This is a genomic window from Mycobacterium sp. pV006 (genome assembly GCF_041287115.1).
GTDB lineage: Bacteria > Actinomycetota > Actinomycetes > Mycobacteriales > Mycobacteriaceae > Mycobacterium.
Map to the genome: position 1 here is coordinate 79080 of NZ_JBGGKT010000015.1, position 15310 is coordinate 94389.

The 15310-nt window shown below is 68.2% G+C and carries 12 protein-coding genes and 2 pseudogenes; 8 read left to right on the top strand and 6 right to left on the bottom strand.

Translation table 11 applies throughout. The features are described 5' to 3' along the window. Window positions 1–49: 49 nt before the first annotated feature. Window positions 50–658, bottom strand: coding sequence for a hypothetical protein (locus ACAG25_RS20500; protein ID WP_370490310.1), 609 nt, complete (start codon window positions 656–658; stop codon window positions 50–52). Between the two features lie 179 nt (window positions 659–837). On the opposite strand from ACAG25_RS20500, the gene ACAG25_RS20505 reads away from it, so the two are divergent. Next, complete coding sequence (locus tag ACAG25_RS20505) at window positions 838–2052, top strand: mannosyltransferase (RefSeq protein WP_370490312.1); 1215 nt, start codon at window positions 838–840, stop codon at window positions 2050–2052. Here the strand turns inward: ACAG25_RS20505 and ACAG25_RS20510 are convergent. Continuing rightward, window positions 2000–2281, bottom strand: coding sequence for a 4a-hydroxytetrahydrobiopterin dehydratase (locus ACAG25_RS20510; RefSeq protein ID WP_370490313.1), 282 nt, complete (start codon window positions 2279–2281; stop codon window positions 2000–2002). The two genes, ACAG25_RS20505 and ACAG25_RS20510, sit on opposite strands and share 53 nt — an antisense overlap. A 26-nt stretch (window positions 2282–2307) precedes the next feature. On the opposite strand from ACAG25_RS20510, the gene ACAG25_RS20515 reads away from it, so the two are divergent. The 6 genes and pseudogenes from ACAG25_RS20515 to narI all read left to right on the top strand — a co-directional run. Beyond that, window positions 2308–2709, top strand: coding sequence for a (deoxy)nucleoside triphosphate pyrophosphohydrolase (locus ACAG25_RS20515; RefSeq protein ID WP_370490314.1), 402 nt, complete (start codon window positions 2308–2310; stop codon window positions 2707–2709). Between the two features lie 191 nt (window positions 2710–2900). After that, window positions 2901–4079 carry a nitrate/nitrite transporter gene (locus ACAG25_RS20520; RefSeq protein WP_370490343.1) on the top strand — a complete coding sequence of 393 codons (1179 nt, stop codon included), beginning with the start codon at window positions 2901–2903 and terminating at the stop codon, window positions 4077–4079. Next, window positions 4076–7774 carry a nitrate reductase subunit alpha gene (locus ACAG25_RS20525; protein WP_370490315.1) on the top strand — a complete coding sequence of 1233 codons (3699 nt, stop codon included), beginning with the start codon at window positions 4076–4078 and terminating at the stop codon, window positions 7772–7774. Before ACAG25_RS20520 ends, ACAG25_RS20525 begins: the two co-directional genes overlap by 4 nt. Further along, window positions 7774–9432 carry a nitrate reductase subunit beta gene (gene narH, locus ACAG25_RS20530; RefSeq protein ID WP_370490316.1) on the top strand — a complete coding sequence of 553 codons (1659 nt, stop codon included), beginning with the start codon at window positions 7774–7776 and terminating at the stop codon, window positions 9430–9432. Before ACAG25_RS20525 ends, narH begins: the two co-directional genes overlap by 1 nt. Before the next feature lie 26 nt (window positions 9433–9458). Continuing rightward, window positions 9459–10055 (top strand): annotated as a pseudogene (gene narJ, locus ACAG25_RS20535) (nitrate reductase molybdenum cofactor assembly chaperone); the annotation flags it as partial. An 18-nt stretch (window positions 10056–10073) separates the two neighbouring features. Beyond that, window positions 10074–10815 (top strand): annotated as a pseudogene (gene narI / locus ACAG25_RS20540) (respiratory nitrate reductase subunit gamma); the annotation flags it as partial. 73 nt (window positions 10816–10888) lie between these two features. Here narI and ACAG25_RS20545 read toward each other — a convergent pair. From ACAG25_RS20545 to ACAG25_RS20560, 4 genes are all read right to left on the bottom strand, one after another. Beyond that, complete coding sequence (locus tag ACAG25_RS20545) at window positions 10889–11416, bottom strand: DUF488 family protein (RefSeq protein WP_370490317.1); 528 nt, start codon at window positions 11414–11416, stop codon at window positions 10889–10891. Next, window positions 11413–12744: a DUF2254 domain-containing protein gene (locus ACAG25_RS20550; RefSeq protein WP_370490319.1), complete on the bottom strand. Its 1332-nt coding sequence runs from the start codon at window positions 12742–12744 to the stop codon at window positions 11413–11415. The genes ACAG25_RS20545 and ACAG25_RS20550 overlap by 4 nt, the downstream gene beginning before the upstream one ends. 54 nt (window positions 12745–12798) lie before the next feature. After that, window positions 12799–13068, bottom strand: a complete 270-nt coding sequence (locus ACAG25_RS20555) for a hypothetical protein (protein ID WP_370490320.1) — start codon at window positions 13066–13068, stop codon at window positions 12799–12801. A gap of 88 nt (window positions 13069–13156) precedes the next feature. Then, complete coding sequence (locus ACAG25_RS20560; protein WP_370490321.1) at window positions 13157–13324, bottom strand: hypothetical protein; 168 nt, start codon at window positions 13322–13324, stop codon at window positions 13157–13159. 56 nt (window positions 13325–13380) lie between these two features. Here ACAG25_RS20560 and typA point away from each other — a divergent pair, with 56 nt between their 5' ends. Next, window positions 13381–15282 (top strand): translational GTPase TypA, encoded by a 1902-nt coding sequence (gene typA / locus ACAG25_RS20565; protein WP_370490322.1) that lies wholly within the window; start codon window positions 13381–13383, stop codon window positions 15280–15282. Window positions 15283–15310 lie beyond the last annotated feature (28 nt).

Consider the following 15310-nt stretch of genomic DNA (forward strand, 5'->3'; position numbering starts at 1 on the left):
CCAGTGCTGTTGTGGAGTGGATGGTTGCGGTGGCCTGAGATGTTCCAGGTCAGGGCAGCGCCGACAGCGGCGAGAACACCGGCGCCGGTGCCGGTGCCGGTGCGGGAGCCGCCGCGGGTGCGGTCGCCGCGGTGCTGTCGGTGGGCAGCAGACCCGCCAGCGGGGTGCCGCTGGGCAGCAGCGACGCAAGGCCACCGGGCACGCCGAGCGAATCGGTCAGCGCGCTGATCGGGTTCTGCGTCGGTGCGGTCGCCGGAACCGTGGTGGTGTTGGCGGCCGGCACCGTGGTGATGTTGCCGCCGGGCAGGGCGGTCGCCCCGGGCAGCACATCAGCACCGGGCAGCACGTTGGCCGGCTGCGGCAGGGTGATCGACGCGGTGGCGCTGGGCGCGGGCGAGGTCACCGCGGTCGCGACCGGAGCGGCCGCGGCGGGAGCGTTGCCCATCAGGTTCGCGAAGCCCTGCATCAACTGCGTGGCGGCTTCGGGGTTGGCGGCCAGCTGCTGCAGGAACGGCAGACCCGGAACCTGCGGGGCGGGCCCGGGAGCCGGCGCCGGCGCCGGTTGCGCGGCGGCCGATGCGGACAGCGCCACGGCGGCCGAGACCGCCCCTGCCGCTGCGATCATCGTGGTGGCGAACAGTTTTCCGGTGCGGTGCATGAGGTCTCCAAATTCGGTCGAGGGCACGCCTGAAACCGAAGCTAGCGCGTTACTGGTGTTACTCAAGTGACACGTGTGGCATTTACTGATCCGTTACGCACATGAGTGCCGACGGTGACCGGCCATCCGGGCATCACCCGAGGCGTCGATAAAGTCGGTTCATCGACACCTCCGACTCCGTGGCCACCGAGCCGCGCTCCCCGTGGACGGCGCGGCTCGTGGCCGCGGCGCCGCTGCTGCTGATCCTGAGCATCGCCGCCAGACTGGCCTGGACCTATCTGGTGCCCAACGGCGCGAACTTCGTCGACCTGCACGTCTACGTCGGCGGAGCCGCCGCGCTGGCCGACCCCGACACGCTCTACGACTTCGTCTACGCCGAGCAGACCCCGGACTTCCCGCTGCCGTTCACCTATCCGCCCTTCGCGGCGGTGGTGTTCTACCCGCTGCACCTGCTGCCGTTCGGGCTGCTCGGGCTGGCCTGGACGCTCGGCACGATCGCCGCCCTCTACGGCGTGGTGCGGTTGAGCCTGGGATTGACCGGCCGGGGCGGCGACCGGCGCGTCGCGATGCTGTGGACGGCGGTCGGGATCTGGACCGAGCCGCTGCGCAGCACCTTCGACTACGGCCAGATCAACGTGCTGCTGGTGTTCGCCGTGCTCTGGGCGGTGCACAGCAGTCGCTGGTGGTTGTCCGGCCTGTTGGTGGGCCTGGCCGCGGGGGTGAAACTCACCCCGGCGGTGTCCGGTCTGTACTTCCTCGGTGCGCGCCGGTGGCGCGCCGTGCTGTTCTCCGCGGTGGTGTTCTTCGCGACCATCGGCGTGTCGGCGCTCGTGGTCGGCGACCAGGTGCGCCTGTACTTCACCGAGCTGCTGGGCGACGCGCACCGCGTCGGGCCGGTCGCGACGTCGTTCAACCAGTCCTGGCGGGGCGGGGTGTCGCGCATCCTCGGCCACGACGCCGGCTACGGCCCCGCGGTCTTGCTGGGGATCGCGGTGACCGCGGTGCTCGCGCTCCTGGCCTGGCGGGCCATCGGTGGCGCCGACGACCGGCTCGGCGCCATCGTCGTCGTGCAACTCTTCGGGCTGCTGCTGTCGCCGATCTCGTGGACGCACCACTGGGTGTGGCTGATCCCGTTGATGATCTGGCTGCTGCACGGCCCCGTGCGGGAGCGGCTGGGTGCACGGATCCTGGGCTGGGGCTGGCTGGGGTTGACCCTGGTGGGGGTGCCCTGGCTGCTGAGCTTCGCCCAGCCGACCATCTGGACCATCCCGCGGCCCTGGTATCTGGCCTGGCCCGGCCTGGCCTACCTGGTCGCCACCTTGGCGACGCTGGCGTGGATCGCTATCCGAGGATCCCGTCGATGTCGCGCGCCATCTCCAGATCCTTCTCGGTGATTCCACCCTCGGAGTGGGTGACAAGCGCGAAAGTGACGGTCCGCCAACGGATGTCGATGTCCGGATGGTGGTCGCGGGCTTCGGCGTGCTCGCCCACGCGCCGCACCGCATCGATGCCGTCGAGAAACGCCGGGAACTTCACCGACCGGCGCAGCGCGCCGCCGGAGTGCTCCCAGCCGGTGAGGTCGGTCAACGCGGTGGCGATCTCTTTATCGGTCAAAACAGCCATGTCCTCGACGGTATACCGTTGCCGCGATGTCCTCCCTCGTTGTCGTCGCGGGCGCCCTGATCGAACGGGGTGCGCTGCTGGTGGCCCAGCGGGCCCGCCCGCCGGAGCTGGCGGGCCTGTGGGAACTGCCCGGCGGCAAGGTCCACGCCGGCGAGACGGAGGCCGACGCGCTGGCCCGTGAATTGCGCGAAGAGCTCGGTATCACCGTCGCCGTCGGAGCCCGGGTCGGCGTCGACATCGCACTGAACGACACCGCGGTGTTGCGTGCCTACCTGGTGGAACGCCTCGCCGGCGAGGTGGTGCCCAACGACCACCGGGCGCTGGACTGGGTGCGTGCCGACGGACTCGACGCGCTCAACTGGGTCCCGGCCGACCGGGTTTGGCTGTCCGACCTGCGGGTGGCGCTCGAAAGCTGCTCGCCGGATTGAGAATTGGAGCGTTAGGGTAGGCGACCCTGTCGGGCCGTTCGTAAAAACCCCACGCGGAGCGAGAATTTAATCCTGCCAAGTAGTTTCGCTTTCCCAAATGTTTACGCCGAAACGGTGACATCACGCGCCGAAGGTGTTTTGCTGGACGGGTGAGCACGGCGACTACGCCGGACACCGGCGCACGGCGGGGGATCAATCTGGCGCTGGCCACCTGGGTGTCGGCCATCAATTTCTGGGCCTGGAACATGATCGGGCCGCTGTCGACGACCTATGCCGGGGACATGTCGTTGAGCAGCACCGAGGCCTCGATCCTGGTGGCCACCCCGATCCTGGTCGGTGCGCTCGGCCGCATCGTGGTCGGCCCGCTGACCGACCGGTTCGGCGGTCGGGTCATGTTCATCGCCGTCACGCTCGCGTCGATCGTGCCGGTGCTCGCGGTGGGCGTCGCCGGGGCGTCGGGGTCCTACCCGTTGCTGGTGGTGTTCGGGTTCTTCCTGGGCATCGCGGGAACCGTCTTCGCCATCGGCATCCCGTTCTCCAACAACTGGTACGACGCGCCGCGGCGCGGCTTCGCCACCGGGGTGTTCGGGATGGGGATGGTGGGGACCGCGCTGTCGGCGTTCTTCACACCGCGGCTGGTCTCCTGGTTCGGGCTGCTGACCACGCACGTGATCATCGCGGTCGCCCTGGCCCTCACCGCGCTGCTGTGCCTGCTGGCCATGCGTGACGCACCCGGCTTCTCGCCCAACCACGACGCCGTCCTGCCCAAACTCAAGGCCGCCGCCAAGTTGCCGGTCACGTGGGAGATGGCGTTCCTGTACGCGGTGGTGTTCGGGGGGTTCGTCGCGTTCAGCAACTATCTGCCCACCTACATCAAGACGATCTACGACTTCTCGGCGGTCGACGCCGGCGCCCGCACCGCCGGGTTCGCGTTGGCGGCGGTCCTGGCCAGGCCGGTCGGCGGCATGCTGGCCGACCGGATCGCACCCAAGTACGTGGTGCTGGGCTCGTTCGCCGGGACCGCGTTGACCGCCGGGGTCGCGATCCTGCAGCCGCCACCCGATCTGTGGTCTGCGCTGACGTTCATCACGCTCGCGTTGTTCCTGGGCATCGGGACCGGCGGAGTGTTCGCCTGGGTCGCCCGGCGGGCCCCGGCACGATCCGTCGGATCGGTCACCGGAATCGTGGCCGCCGCAGGAGGATTGGGGGGGTACTTCCCGCCGCTGGTCATGGGGGCCAGCTACGACAGCGTCGAGAACGACTACACCGTGGGACTGACCCTGCTGGTCATCACCGCTGTCATCGCCTTCGGCTACACCGCGTGGAAGCTGCACGCCCATGAGCCGCGAACCGAGGAGGCCGCCACATGACGAGTCCGCCCCGCACCGGGGGAGCGGTGGAGGACCTGCTGCAGCGCAGCGGGAGGTTCTTCACCCCCGGTGAGATCTCCGCCGACGGGCGTACCGTGCATCGGCGCGGCGGGCGCGAGGGGGACATCTTCTACCGCGACCGCTGGAGCCACGACAAGGTGGTGCGCTCGACCCACGGCGTGAACTGCACCGGCTCGTGCTCCTGGAAGGTCTACGTCAAAGACGGGATCATCACCTGGGAGACACAGGAGACCGACTACCCGTCGGTCGGTCCCGACCGCCCCGAGTACGAGCCGCGCGGCTGCCCCCGGGGCGCGGCGTTCTCCTGGTACACCTATTCGCCGACGCGTGTGCGCTACCCCTATGCGCGGGGTGTCCTGGTGCAGATGTATCGCGAGGCCAAGTCCCGGCTGGGTGATCCCGTGCTGGCGTGGGCGGACATCCAGGCCGACCCGCAACGCCGCCGCCGCTACCAACAGGCCCGCGGCAGGGGCGGATTGGTGCGCGTCAGTTGGGCCGAGGCCGCCGAGATGATCGCCGCGGCCCACGTACACACCATCAAGACCTACGGTCCCGACCGGGTTGCCGGGTTCTCGCCGATCCCCGCGATGTCGATGGTCAGCCACGCGGCGGGCTCACGATTCGTCGAACTGCTCGGCGGGGCGATGACGTCGTTCTACGACTGGTATGCCGACCTGCCGGTGGCCTCACCGCAGGTGTTCGGCGACCAGACCGACGTGCCCGAGTCCGGTGACTGGTGGGACAGCTCGTATCTGATGATGTGGGGATCCAATGTCCCGGTCACCCGCACTCCGGACGCGCACTGGATGGCCGAAGTCCGGTACCGCGGTACCAAAGTGGTCAGCGTCAGCCCCGACTACGCCGACAACACCAAGTTCGCCGACGAGTGGATGCCGTGCGCGGCCGGCACCGACGGCGCGCTGGCCATGGCGATGGGTCATGTGATCCTGTCGGAATTCTTTGTCGAGAAACAGGTTCCCTTCTTCACCGACTACGTGCGCCGCTTCACCGATCTGCCGTTCCTGGTCAAGCTGGAGCAGCGCGACGGTGTGCTGGTGCCGGGCAAGAACCTGACCGCCGCCGACCTCGGACAGGACGTGGAGAACGCCGCGTTCAAACCGGTGCTGCTCGATGAGGCCACCGACACCGTGGTGGTCCCACCGGGGTCGCTGGGATTCCGGTTCGGCGACGACGGGGTCGGCAAGTGGAACCTCGACCTCGGCGACCTCTCACCCGCCCTGACGGTGGCGGCCGGCGACGACCAGTCCGCGACGATCACCCTGCCCCGATTCGACACCGTCGACGGACACGGCGAAACGCTCGAACGTGGCGTTCCGGTGCGCCGCGTCGGTGAGCACCTGGTCTGCACCGTCTTCGACCTGATGCTGGCCCAGTACGGTGTCGCGCGCCCGGGCCTGCCCGGGGACTGGCCCACCGGCTACGACGACCCCGACCGGCCCTACACCCCGGCGTGGCAGGAGCCGATCACCGGTGTGTCCGCCGCGCAGGCCGTCCGGGTGGCCCGTGAATTCGCGCGCAACGCCGAAGAATCCGGCGGTCGCTCGATGATCATCATGGGTGCCGGCATCTGTCAGTGGTTCCACGGGGACGCCACCTACCGCGCGGTGCTCGCGATGCTGATCCTCACGGGTTCGATGGGACGCAACGGCGGCGGATGGGCCCACTACGTCGGTCAGGAGAAGTGCCGCCCGGTCACCGGGTGGGCGACGATGGCGATGGCCACCGACTGGGTGCGCCCGCCCCGGCAGATGCCCGGCACCTCGTACTGGTACGTGCACACCGACCAGTGGCGCTACGACGGTTATCGCGCCGACGCACTGGCCAGCCCGGTCGGCCGCGGACGCTTCGACGGCAAGCACACAATGGACGTGCTGGCCGCCTCCGCGGCGATGGGATGGATGCCGTTCTACCCGCAGTTCGACCGATCCAGCCTCGACGTCGCCGACGAGGCACGCGCGGCCGGCCGGGAGATCCCGGAGTACGTCGCCGAGCAGTTGGCCTCGGGCGCACTGAAGATGGCGATCACCGACCCGGACAACCCGGCGAACTGGCCGCGGGTGCTCAACGTGTGGAGGGCCAACCTGCTGGGTTCGTCGAGCAAGGGCAACGAGTACTTCCTGCGCCACCTGCTGGGCACCACGTCGAACCTGCAGGCCACCCCGACCGAGGAGTCGTTGCGTCCTCGAGACGTCGAATGGCGTTGTGACGACGACGGGAACATCCCGGAAGGCAAGCTCGACCTGTTGATGTCGATCGACTTCCGGATGACCTCGACGACGCTGCTCTCCGACGTCGTGCTGCCGGCCGCCACCTGGTACGAGAAGGCGGATCTCAACACCACCGACATGCATCCCTACGTGCACGCTTTCACCCCGGCGATCGACCCGCCATGGGAGACACGTTCGGACTTCGAGGCGTTCCGGGCCGTCGCGATCGCGTTCTCGGCGCTGGCCAAGAAGCACCTCGGCACCCGCACCGACGTCGTGCTCGGCGCACTCCAGCACGACACCCCCGCAGCCATGGCCTATCCCGGTGGGACACACCATGACTGGCGGGCCACCGGGGAAACCCCGGTGCCCGGCAAGACGATGGGGCCCATCGCGGTGGTGGAACGCGACTACGCCGCCATCGCCGAGAAGTGGGCCACCCTGGGCCCGCTGGTCGAAGGGCTCGGGCTGACGACCAAGGGTTTGACCACCCATCCCGACCGGGAGGTCGGCGAACTGGCCGCGAAGTTCGGCGTGCTCAGTTCCGGCCCGGCGGCGGGTCGGCCGGCGATCACCACCGCCGAACGGATGGCCGATGTCATCCTGGCCCTCTCGGGGACGTCCAACGGCCGGCTCGCGGTGGAGGGCTTCGAGCAGCTCTCGCGACGCATCGGGCGGCCCCTGGATCATCTGGCCGGGGGCAGCGAGGAGCGTCGCATCACCTACGCCGACACGCAGGCGCGGCCCGTGCCGGTGATCACCAGCCCGGAATGGTCGGGCAGCGAGACCGGGGGACGGCGGTACGCCCCGTTCACCGTGAACATCGAGGAGCTCAAACCGTTCCACACGCTCACCGGCCGCATGCACTTCTACCTCGACCACGATTGGCTCGAGGAACTCGGTGAGCAACTGCCGATCTACCGGCCGCCGTTGGACATCCACCGGCTGTTCGGCGAACCCGAGCTCGGCGCGGGCGGGTCCGACGGTGTGGGATTGACGGTGCGCTACCTGACCCCGCACTCGAAGTGGTCGATCCACTCCGAGTACCAGGACAACCTGTTCATGTTGTCGCTGTCGCGCGGCGGCCCCACGATGTGGATGAGTCCGGCCGACGCCGCGAAAATCGAAGTGCGCGACAATGACTGGGTCGAAGCGGTCAACCGCAACGGGGTCCTGGTGTGCCGCGCGATCGTCAGCCACCGCATGCCCGAAGGAGTGGTGTTCGTCTACCACGCCCAGGAACGCACCATCGATGTGCCGCGCAGCGAGACCACCGGCAAGCGCGGCGGGATCCACAACTCGTTGACCCGGCTGCTCGTCAAACCCAGTCATCTGGCCGGCGGTTACGCCCAGATCGCCTTCGCCTTCAACTATCTGGGTCCCACCGGCAACCAACGTGACGAGGTCACGGTCGTGCGCCGCCGCTCGCAGGAGGTCGTCTACTGATGAAGGTCATGGCCCAGATGGCGATGGTGATGAACCTCGACAAGTGCATCGGGTGCCACACCTGCTCGGTGACGTGCAAGCAGGCCTGGACGAACCGGCCCGGCACCGAGTACGTGTGGTTCAACAACGTCGAAACCAGGCCCGGGCAGGGCTATCCGCGCACCTACGAGGACCAGGAACGCTGGCGCGGCGGGTGGGTCCGGGACCGCAAGGGGCGGTTGCGGCTGCGCGGCGGTGGGCGGCTGCAGAAGCTCCTCAACATCTTCTCCAACCCGAAGATGCCGTCCATCGACGACTACTACGAGCCCTGGACCTACGACTACGAGAACCTCACCAACGCCCCGCTGGGCGAACACATCCCCGTCGCCCCGCCGCGCAGTCTGATCACCGGGGAACCGATGAAGGTCGAATGGTCGGCCAACTGGGACGACAACCTGGGCGGGTCGACCGAGATCGTGCCCGGCGACCCGGTGCTCCGACAGGTCAGCGAGCAGGTGCGGTTGGAGCTCGAGCAGACGTTCATGTTCTACCTGCCGCGCATCTGTGAGCACTGCCTGAACCCGTCGTGTGTCGCATCGTGCCCGTCGGGAGCGATGTACAAGCGCAGCGAGGACGGCATCGTGCTGGTCGATCAGGACCGGTGCCGCGGGTGGCGGATGTGTGTGTCGGGGTGCCCGTACAAGAAGGTGTACTTCAACCACAAGACCGGTAAGGCCGAGAAGTGCACGCTGTGTTACCCGCGCATCGAGGTCGGGTTGCCGACGGTGTGCTCGGAGACCTGCGTGGGCCGCCTGCGGTATCTCGGGCTGGTGCTCTACGACGCCGACCGGGTGCTCGAGGCGGCGTCGGTGGAGAACGACACCGACCTGTACGAGGCGCAGAAGCGGATCCTGTTGGATCCCAACGAACCTGCCGTGATCGCAGGAGCCCGGGCCGAAGGCATCTCCGACGAGTGGATCGAGGCGGCGCAACGCTCACCGATCTACGCGCTCATCCACACCTTCGGGGTGGCCCTGCCGCTGCATCCGGAGTTCCGAACCGTCCCGATGGTCTGGTACATCCCGCCGCTGTCCCCGGTGGTCGACGCCGTCAGTCGCAGCGGCCACGACGGTGAGGACGTCGGCAACCTGTTCGGCGCGCTCGACGCACTCCGGATTCCGATGGAGTATCTGGCCGGACTGTTCACCGCCGGCGACGTCGACGTCGTGGAAGGGGTGTTGCGCCGCCTGGCCGCGATGCGGTCCTACATGCGCGACATCAACCTCGGCCGGGAGACCCAGCCGCACATCCCCGAAGCGGTGGGGATGACCGAGGAACAGATGTACGACATGTACCGCCTGCTGGCGCTGGCCAAATACGATGAGCGGTATGTGATTCCGACGGCCTACGCCGAGGTCGAACCGTGGTCGATGGAGGAGCCCGGCTGCTCACTGTCGTTCGACGGCGGCCCCGGCATGTATGAGTCCGGCCCGTTCGGGGAGGCCAGCGGACAGCCGGTTCCGGTGGCGGTGGAGACGTTCCACGCGCTGCAGCACCGCCAGACCAGTGAGCACATGGCGGCCAACGAGTCGCGGCCCTCGCGGGTCAACCTGCTCAACTGGGACGGCCGCGGCGCGCCGTCCGGGTTGTTCCCCACCGAGGGCGGTGAGAACCGGTGAGGTTTCGCAGGGCCGCACGCCCTGAAATGACAGACCGTCTGGTGTGGCAGGCGGCCTCCCTGTTGTTGAGTTACCCCGATCCGGCTCAGTTGGACGGGGCCGAGGCGCTTCTCGACCACGTCGACGCGGCCGCCGCCGCACCGCTGCGCGCCACGTTGACCGCGCTGCGCGGGCTCGACCCGACCGTCGCGGCGACCCAGTACGTCGACATGTTCGACCTGCGTCGCCGGGCGACCATGTACCTGACGTATTGGACGGCCGGGGACACACGTAACCGCGGGCAGGCCATGCTGGAGTTCTCCGATGCGTACCGTCGCGCGGGGGTGTCGATGTCGCACCGCGAATCCCCGGATCATCTGACCGTGGTGCTGGAGTTCGCGGCCACCGTCGACCCGGATGCCGGCCGGGCGTTGTTGACCGCGCATCGGGTCCCGCTCGGCGTGCTGCACGACGCGCTGTGCGAGGCGCAGTCGCCGTACGCGTCGACGGTGGCCGCCGTGCTGGGCACACTGCCCCCGGTCACGGCCGCCGATCTCAAGCGTGTCCGGCATCTGGCGGGTGGAGGACCACCGACCGAAGCCGTTGGACTGCAACCGTTCACGTTGACGGTGCCGCCGCGCCGGCACGGCGCAGAGCAGGGGAGGCGCTGAGATGTCCGGGTGGGAGATCTTCTGGGACGTGGTGCCCTACGTCACGCTCGCGGTGGTGGTCGTCGGCACCTGGTGGCGGTACCGCTACGACAAGTTCGGCTGGACCACGCGCTCGTCGCAGCTCTACGAGAGCCGCCTGTTGCGCATCGCCAGCCCGATGTTCCACTTCGGGATCCTGGTGGTGATCGTCGGCCACATCATCGGTCTGGTCATCCCGAAGTCGTGGACCGACGCGATCGGGTTGAGCCAGCACGGCTACCACATCCAGGCGCTGGTCCTCGGCGGAATCGCCGGGTTCTGCACGCTGGTCGGGATCACGCTGTTGGTCTACCGGAGACGCACCCGCGGACCGGTTTTCATGGCGACCACGCTCAACGACAAGGTCATGTATCTGGTGTTGGTGCTGGCGATCGTCGCGGGTCTGGCGTGCACGCTGATCGGCGCGACACCGGTGGGCGAGGAGCACAACTACCGGGAGACGGTGTCGCCGTGGTTCCGGTCGATCTGGGTGCTGCAACCCCGCGGCGATCTGATGACATTGGCACCGGCGTGGTTCCAGGTCCACGTGATGCTCGGGCTGCTGCTGTTCTGCCTGTGGCCGTTCACCCGACTGGTGCACGCGTTCAGCGCCCCGATCGGTTACCTGTTCCGGCCCTACATCATCTACCGCAGCCGCGACGTCGCGCAGAAGGGCGAACTGGTCGGCTCCGTGCCGCACCGCCGCGGCTGGTAATCCGCCGAAATCGCATTCCACGCGCGTCAACTCGCGAAAAAAGCGCGCTGGAAGCAATCTCGTTGCCGGTGACTCAGGCGATCCAGTACACGTGGCCGTCGGAGTCCAGCTCCGCGCCCTCGGCCGGGGCGTGCGGCGTGAGCCTGCCGTCGTGCATCAGATGCGTGACCGGCACACCGCAACGCAGCACTGCGACATCGGCGACCAGCCTCCGGTGGCAACGCCACCACACGCTTTCGCTGCACATGATCGCCGTGCGCTGCCGACGCGCCTGGGCCAGCAGTTCCTCCAGCGCCGCACCGAACTCGTCGGTGCGGGTGTAGGCCGCGTAGGCGGCGAACTGCGCCACCCGCCACCAGGTGTCGACGGTCTCGTCCTCCGCGGCGATCCTGCGCCGCCCGCCCAGCCGGGCTTCCCACCGGTAATCCAGTCCGGCCGCGGGCACCCACGTCTCCATCGCGGTGCGTGCGACGTCGGGGTTGCGCCGGCTGTTCGGGTAACGCCGGATGTCGACGAGGACCTCGACACCCGCCGTCAGCAACAAGCTGCCCAACGCGGCCTGGTCGAGGGCGCCGTGACCTACGGTGACGAGCTCGCTCACTTCAGTTCGTGCTCCGCCGGGTCGGTGTCGTCGTAGACCGCGCGTAAACGGGCCAGATCCTGCGGGTGGATCCCCAATGCCTCGGCCCGGTTCTCCAAGCTCTCCATCAGCATGCGCTGCTGGGCCTGCAGCGCAGGCACCGACTCGTCGTGACCCTCCGAGGTGACGTGCTCGATGAGCATGTTCAGCACCCGCAGCACCGCGGTCGCGACGTGCAGTTGACCACCGACGGACTGGCGGATCTGGTCGAAGGCATGCTCGATGTACTCGTTGCGGGACAGGTTCCACGGCCGCAACAACACCCGGCCGTCGGGGCCCTGGACCTCCAGCGGCGGTTGATCGGTGGTGAGGATGTCGCGCAGCAGGCTGCCCAGCCGCAGCACCACCTCGGTGGCCGTGGTGGGGTCGTTGATCGCGGGGCTCAGCGCGCGCAGCGCGATGTCGACGAGTTGGCGGATCGAGAAGTCGACGTCGTGCTGCATGGTCCGGTTGGCGGCGATCTCGACGGTCGAAAGCACCCGCCGCTCAACCGCTTCCGCGTCCTCGGGTGCCGGCCACAACGACAGCAGCACCTCTCCGCGGTGGATGTAGGCGCCGGTGCGCGTCTCCAACCGCACCGTCGTTGCCGGCGGGATCGCGGCCAGGATGTGCCGGCTCGGGGCCTGGGTCACCCAGCCGTCACTGCCGGCGTGGACCGACAGCACCCGACCCGTGGGTGTGGCCTGTTCCCCGGCGGGTATCTCCTCGCGGACGTGGCGAGCCTCGTGGTGCAGCACGGCGGCGGCTTCGTCGGTGATGGTGCGCACGACCTCGCCGACCTGCAGACCGAAGGCCAGCCGGTTGAGGTAGGCGATGATCAAGACCACGGTCGTCAACGTCAGCGCGATCGCCAGCGTCATCGAGATGCGCGGGGCGTTGGTGTGTTCGTTGGCGTCGATGTGCCGCAGCACCAGCACCGAGAACACGAACGTGGCGACCAGGAGCCCGATCACGGACTGACTGAGCCGGTCCCGGATGAAGGACCGCATCACGCGCGGGGAGAACTGGCTGCTCGCCAGCTGCAGACTGACCACCGTCAGGGAGAACACCACCCCGGCGGTGGTGATCATCGCGCCCGCCACGGTGCTCAGCAGCCACGTCGCGGCATTGCTGTTCATCTGGACGGTCAGCGGGATCCGGCGGTCCGAACCGAACGCGCCGTCGATCATGGCGGTCACCTCGGCCAGGACCGCACCCAGCACCACCACCAGCAGGGGCAGGAAGAACAAGCTCTCCCGGAACCGGTACAGCGCGGTACTGAACCGCAGTGCGGGCATGGTTCGCGCCATGTCCGCACGGTAGCCCGGAAAAGGCGTGCTCAACCGCGCCCGGGCCGACTCGTCTCAGTAACGCAGCGGATCGTTCACCCGCACATCCGCCCGCTCCCGCGGGTGACTCAGGGCGTGGATCGGATGCGTCAGCACCGGATGCCGGCAATGCGGACACGAGATCGCCGGCTGGTTGGTGGTGCTGTAGGTCAGATGCCTGCACTGCGTACATCGCACGATGTAGAACGCGCCGAACCAGTTGGCCAGCCCCAGGAAGATCGCGATCGTGGTGACCGACGCCAGGACCGCGATCACGGCAACGGTGAGTGCTGTGTAAACCGTCATTCTCCACCTCCGAGAAAGCGCGACGGATGCCTCCAGGCTACTCCTCGGGAACGGCCCCGGCCACGGTTTGCGAGGTGAAAACCGCTGCTCAGGCCTTACGCGCGCGCTTGTAGACCTTGGTCAGTTCCTTGCCGCGCAACCCGTTGAGTTCGGCTTTGCGGACCTTCGCGACCACCAGAGGGCACCGTTTGCAGCGCGGCTTGCTGCGGCAGCACTTCTTTTTCGGCTTCAGGTCGGCCAGCTCGGAGGCTTTCACGTGACGGGAATCTCTCGTTTTCGCGATCGGTGCGGTGCACTGCGAGAATCACCGGCGTGAATTCTCGTCCGGACTTTCGCAACGTCGCCATTGTGGCCCACGTTGACCACGGCAAGACCACCCTGGTCGACGCGATGCTGCGTCAGTCCGGTGCGCTGACCGCGCGCGGGGACGATGCCACCGAACGCATCATGGACTCCGGGGACCTGGAACGCGAAAAGGGCATCACGATCCTGGCCAAGAACACCGCGGTGCACCGTCACCACAAGGACGGCTCGGTCACGGTGATCAACGTCATCGACACCCCGGGCCACGCCGACTTCGGTGGCGAGGTGGAACGCGGTCTGTCCATGGTCGACGGGGTGGTCCTGCTCGTCGACGCGTCCGAAGGTCCGCTGCCCCAGACCCGCTTCGTGCTGCGCAAGGCGCTGTCGGCGCATCTACCGGTGATCCTGGTGGTCAACAAGACCGACCGGCCCGACGCGCGTATCGCCGAGGTCGTCGAGGAGAGCCACGACCTGCTCCTCGACGTCGCCTCCGATCTGGACGACGAGGCGCAGGCCGCCGCGGAGAAGGCGCTGGACCTGCCGACGCTCTACGCGTCGGGACGCGCGGGAATCGCGTCCACGACGCAACCCGCCGACGGTGAGGTGCCCGACGGCGACAACCTGGACCCTCTGTTCGACGTGCTGATGACGCACATCCCGCCGCCGACGGGTGACCCGGAGGCTCCGCTGCAGGCGCTGGTCACCAACCTCGACGCCTCGTCGTTCCTGGGCCGACTCGCACTGATCCGCATCTACAACGGCGAGATCAAGAAAGGCCAGCAGGTCGCCTGGATGCGCGAGGTCGACGGCCTGCCGGTGATCACCAGCGCGAAGATCACCGAGCTGCTGGCCACCGTCGGCGTCGAACGCACACCCACGCAGACCGCGACGGCCGGCGACATCGTCGCCGTGGCGGGCATCCCGGAGATCATGATCGGTGACACCCTCGCCGATCCCGACAACTCGCATGCGCTGCCCCGCATCACCGTCGACGAACCGGCCATCTCGGTGACCATCGGCACCAACACCTCGCCGCTGGCCGGCCGGGTGTCGGGCCACAAGCTCACGGCCCGCATGGTCAAGAACCGGCTCGACCAGGAACTGGTCGGCAACGTGTCGATCCGGGTGCTCGACATCGGCCGCCCCGACGCCTGGGAGGTCCAGGGCCGCGGCGAACTGGCGCTGGCCATCCTCGTCGAGCAGATGCGACGTGAGGGTTTCGAGCTGACCGTCGGCAAGCCGCAGGTGGTCACCAAGATGATCGACGGCAAGCTGCACGAGCCGTTCGAGGAGTTGACCATCGACTGTCCCGAGGAATTCGTCGGCGCGGTCACACAGCTGATGGCCGCCCGCAAGGGCCGCATGGAGCAGATGACCAACCACGCCGCGGGGTGGGTGCGGATGGACTTCGTGGTGCCCAGCCGCGGCCTGATCGGCTTCCGTACCGATTTCCTCACCGAGACGCGCGGCACCGGCATCGCCAACGCCGTGTTCGAGGGGTACCGGCCGTGGGCCGGCGAGATCCGCGCCCGGCACTCGGGGTCGTTGGTGTCGGACCGGTCCGGCACGGTCACGCCGTTCGCGATGATCCAGTTGGCCGACCGCGGCCAGTTTTTCGTCGAGCCCGGACAGGACACCTACGAGGGCCAGGTGGTCGGGATCAACCCCCGCGCCGAGGATCTCGACATCAACATCACGCGCGAGAAGAAGCTGACCAACATGCGGTCCTCCACGGCGGACGTGATCGAAACGCTGGCCCGCCCGTTGGAACTCGGCCTGGAGCAGGCCATGGAGTTCTGCGCGGAGGACGAGTGCGTCGAGGTGACACCGGAGATCGTCCGGGTGCGCAAGGTCGACCTGGACGCGAACACCCGCGCGCGGAACCGCTCCCGGGCCAAGGCCCGCGGATAGGCGCCGTGGCCCGATCGGGAGACCACGG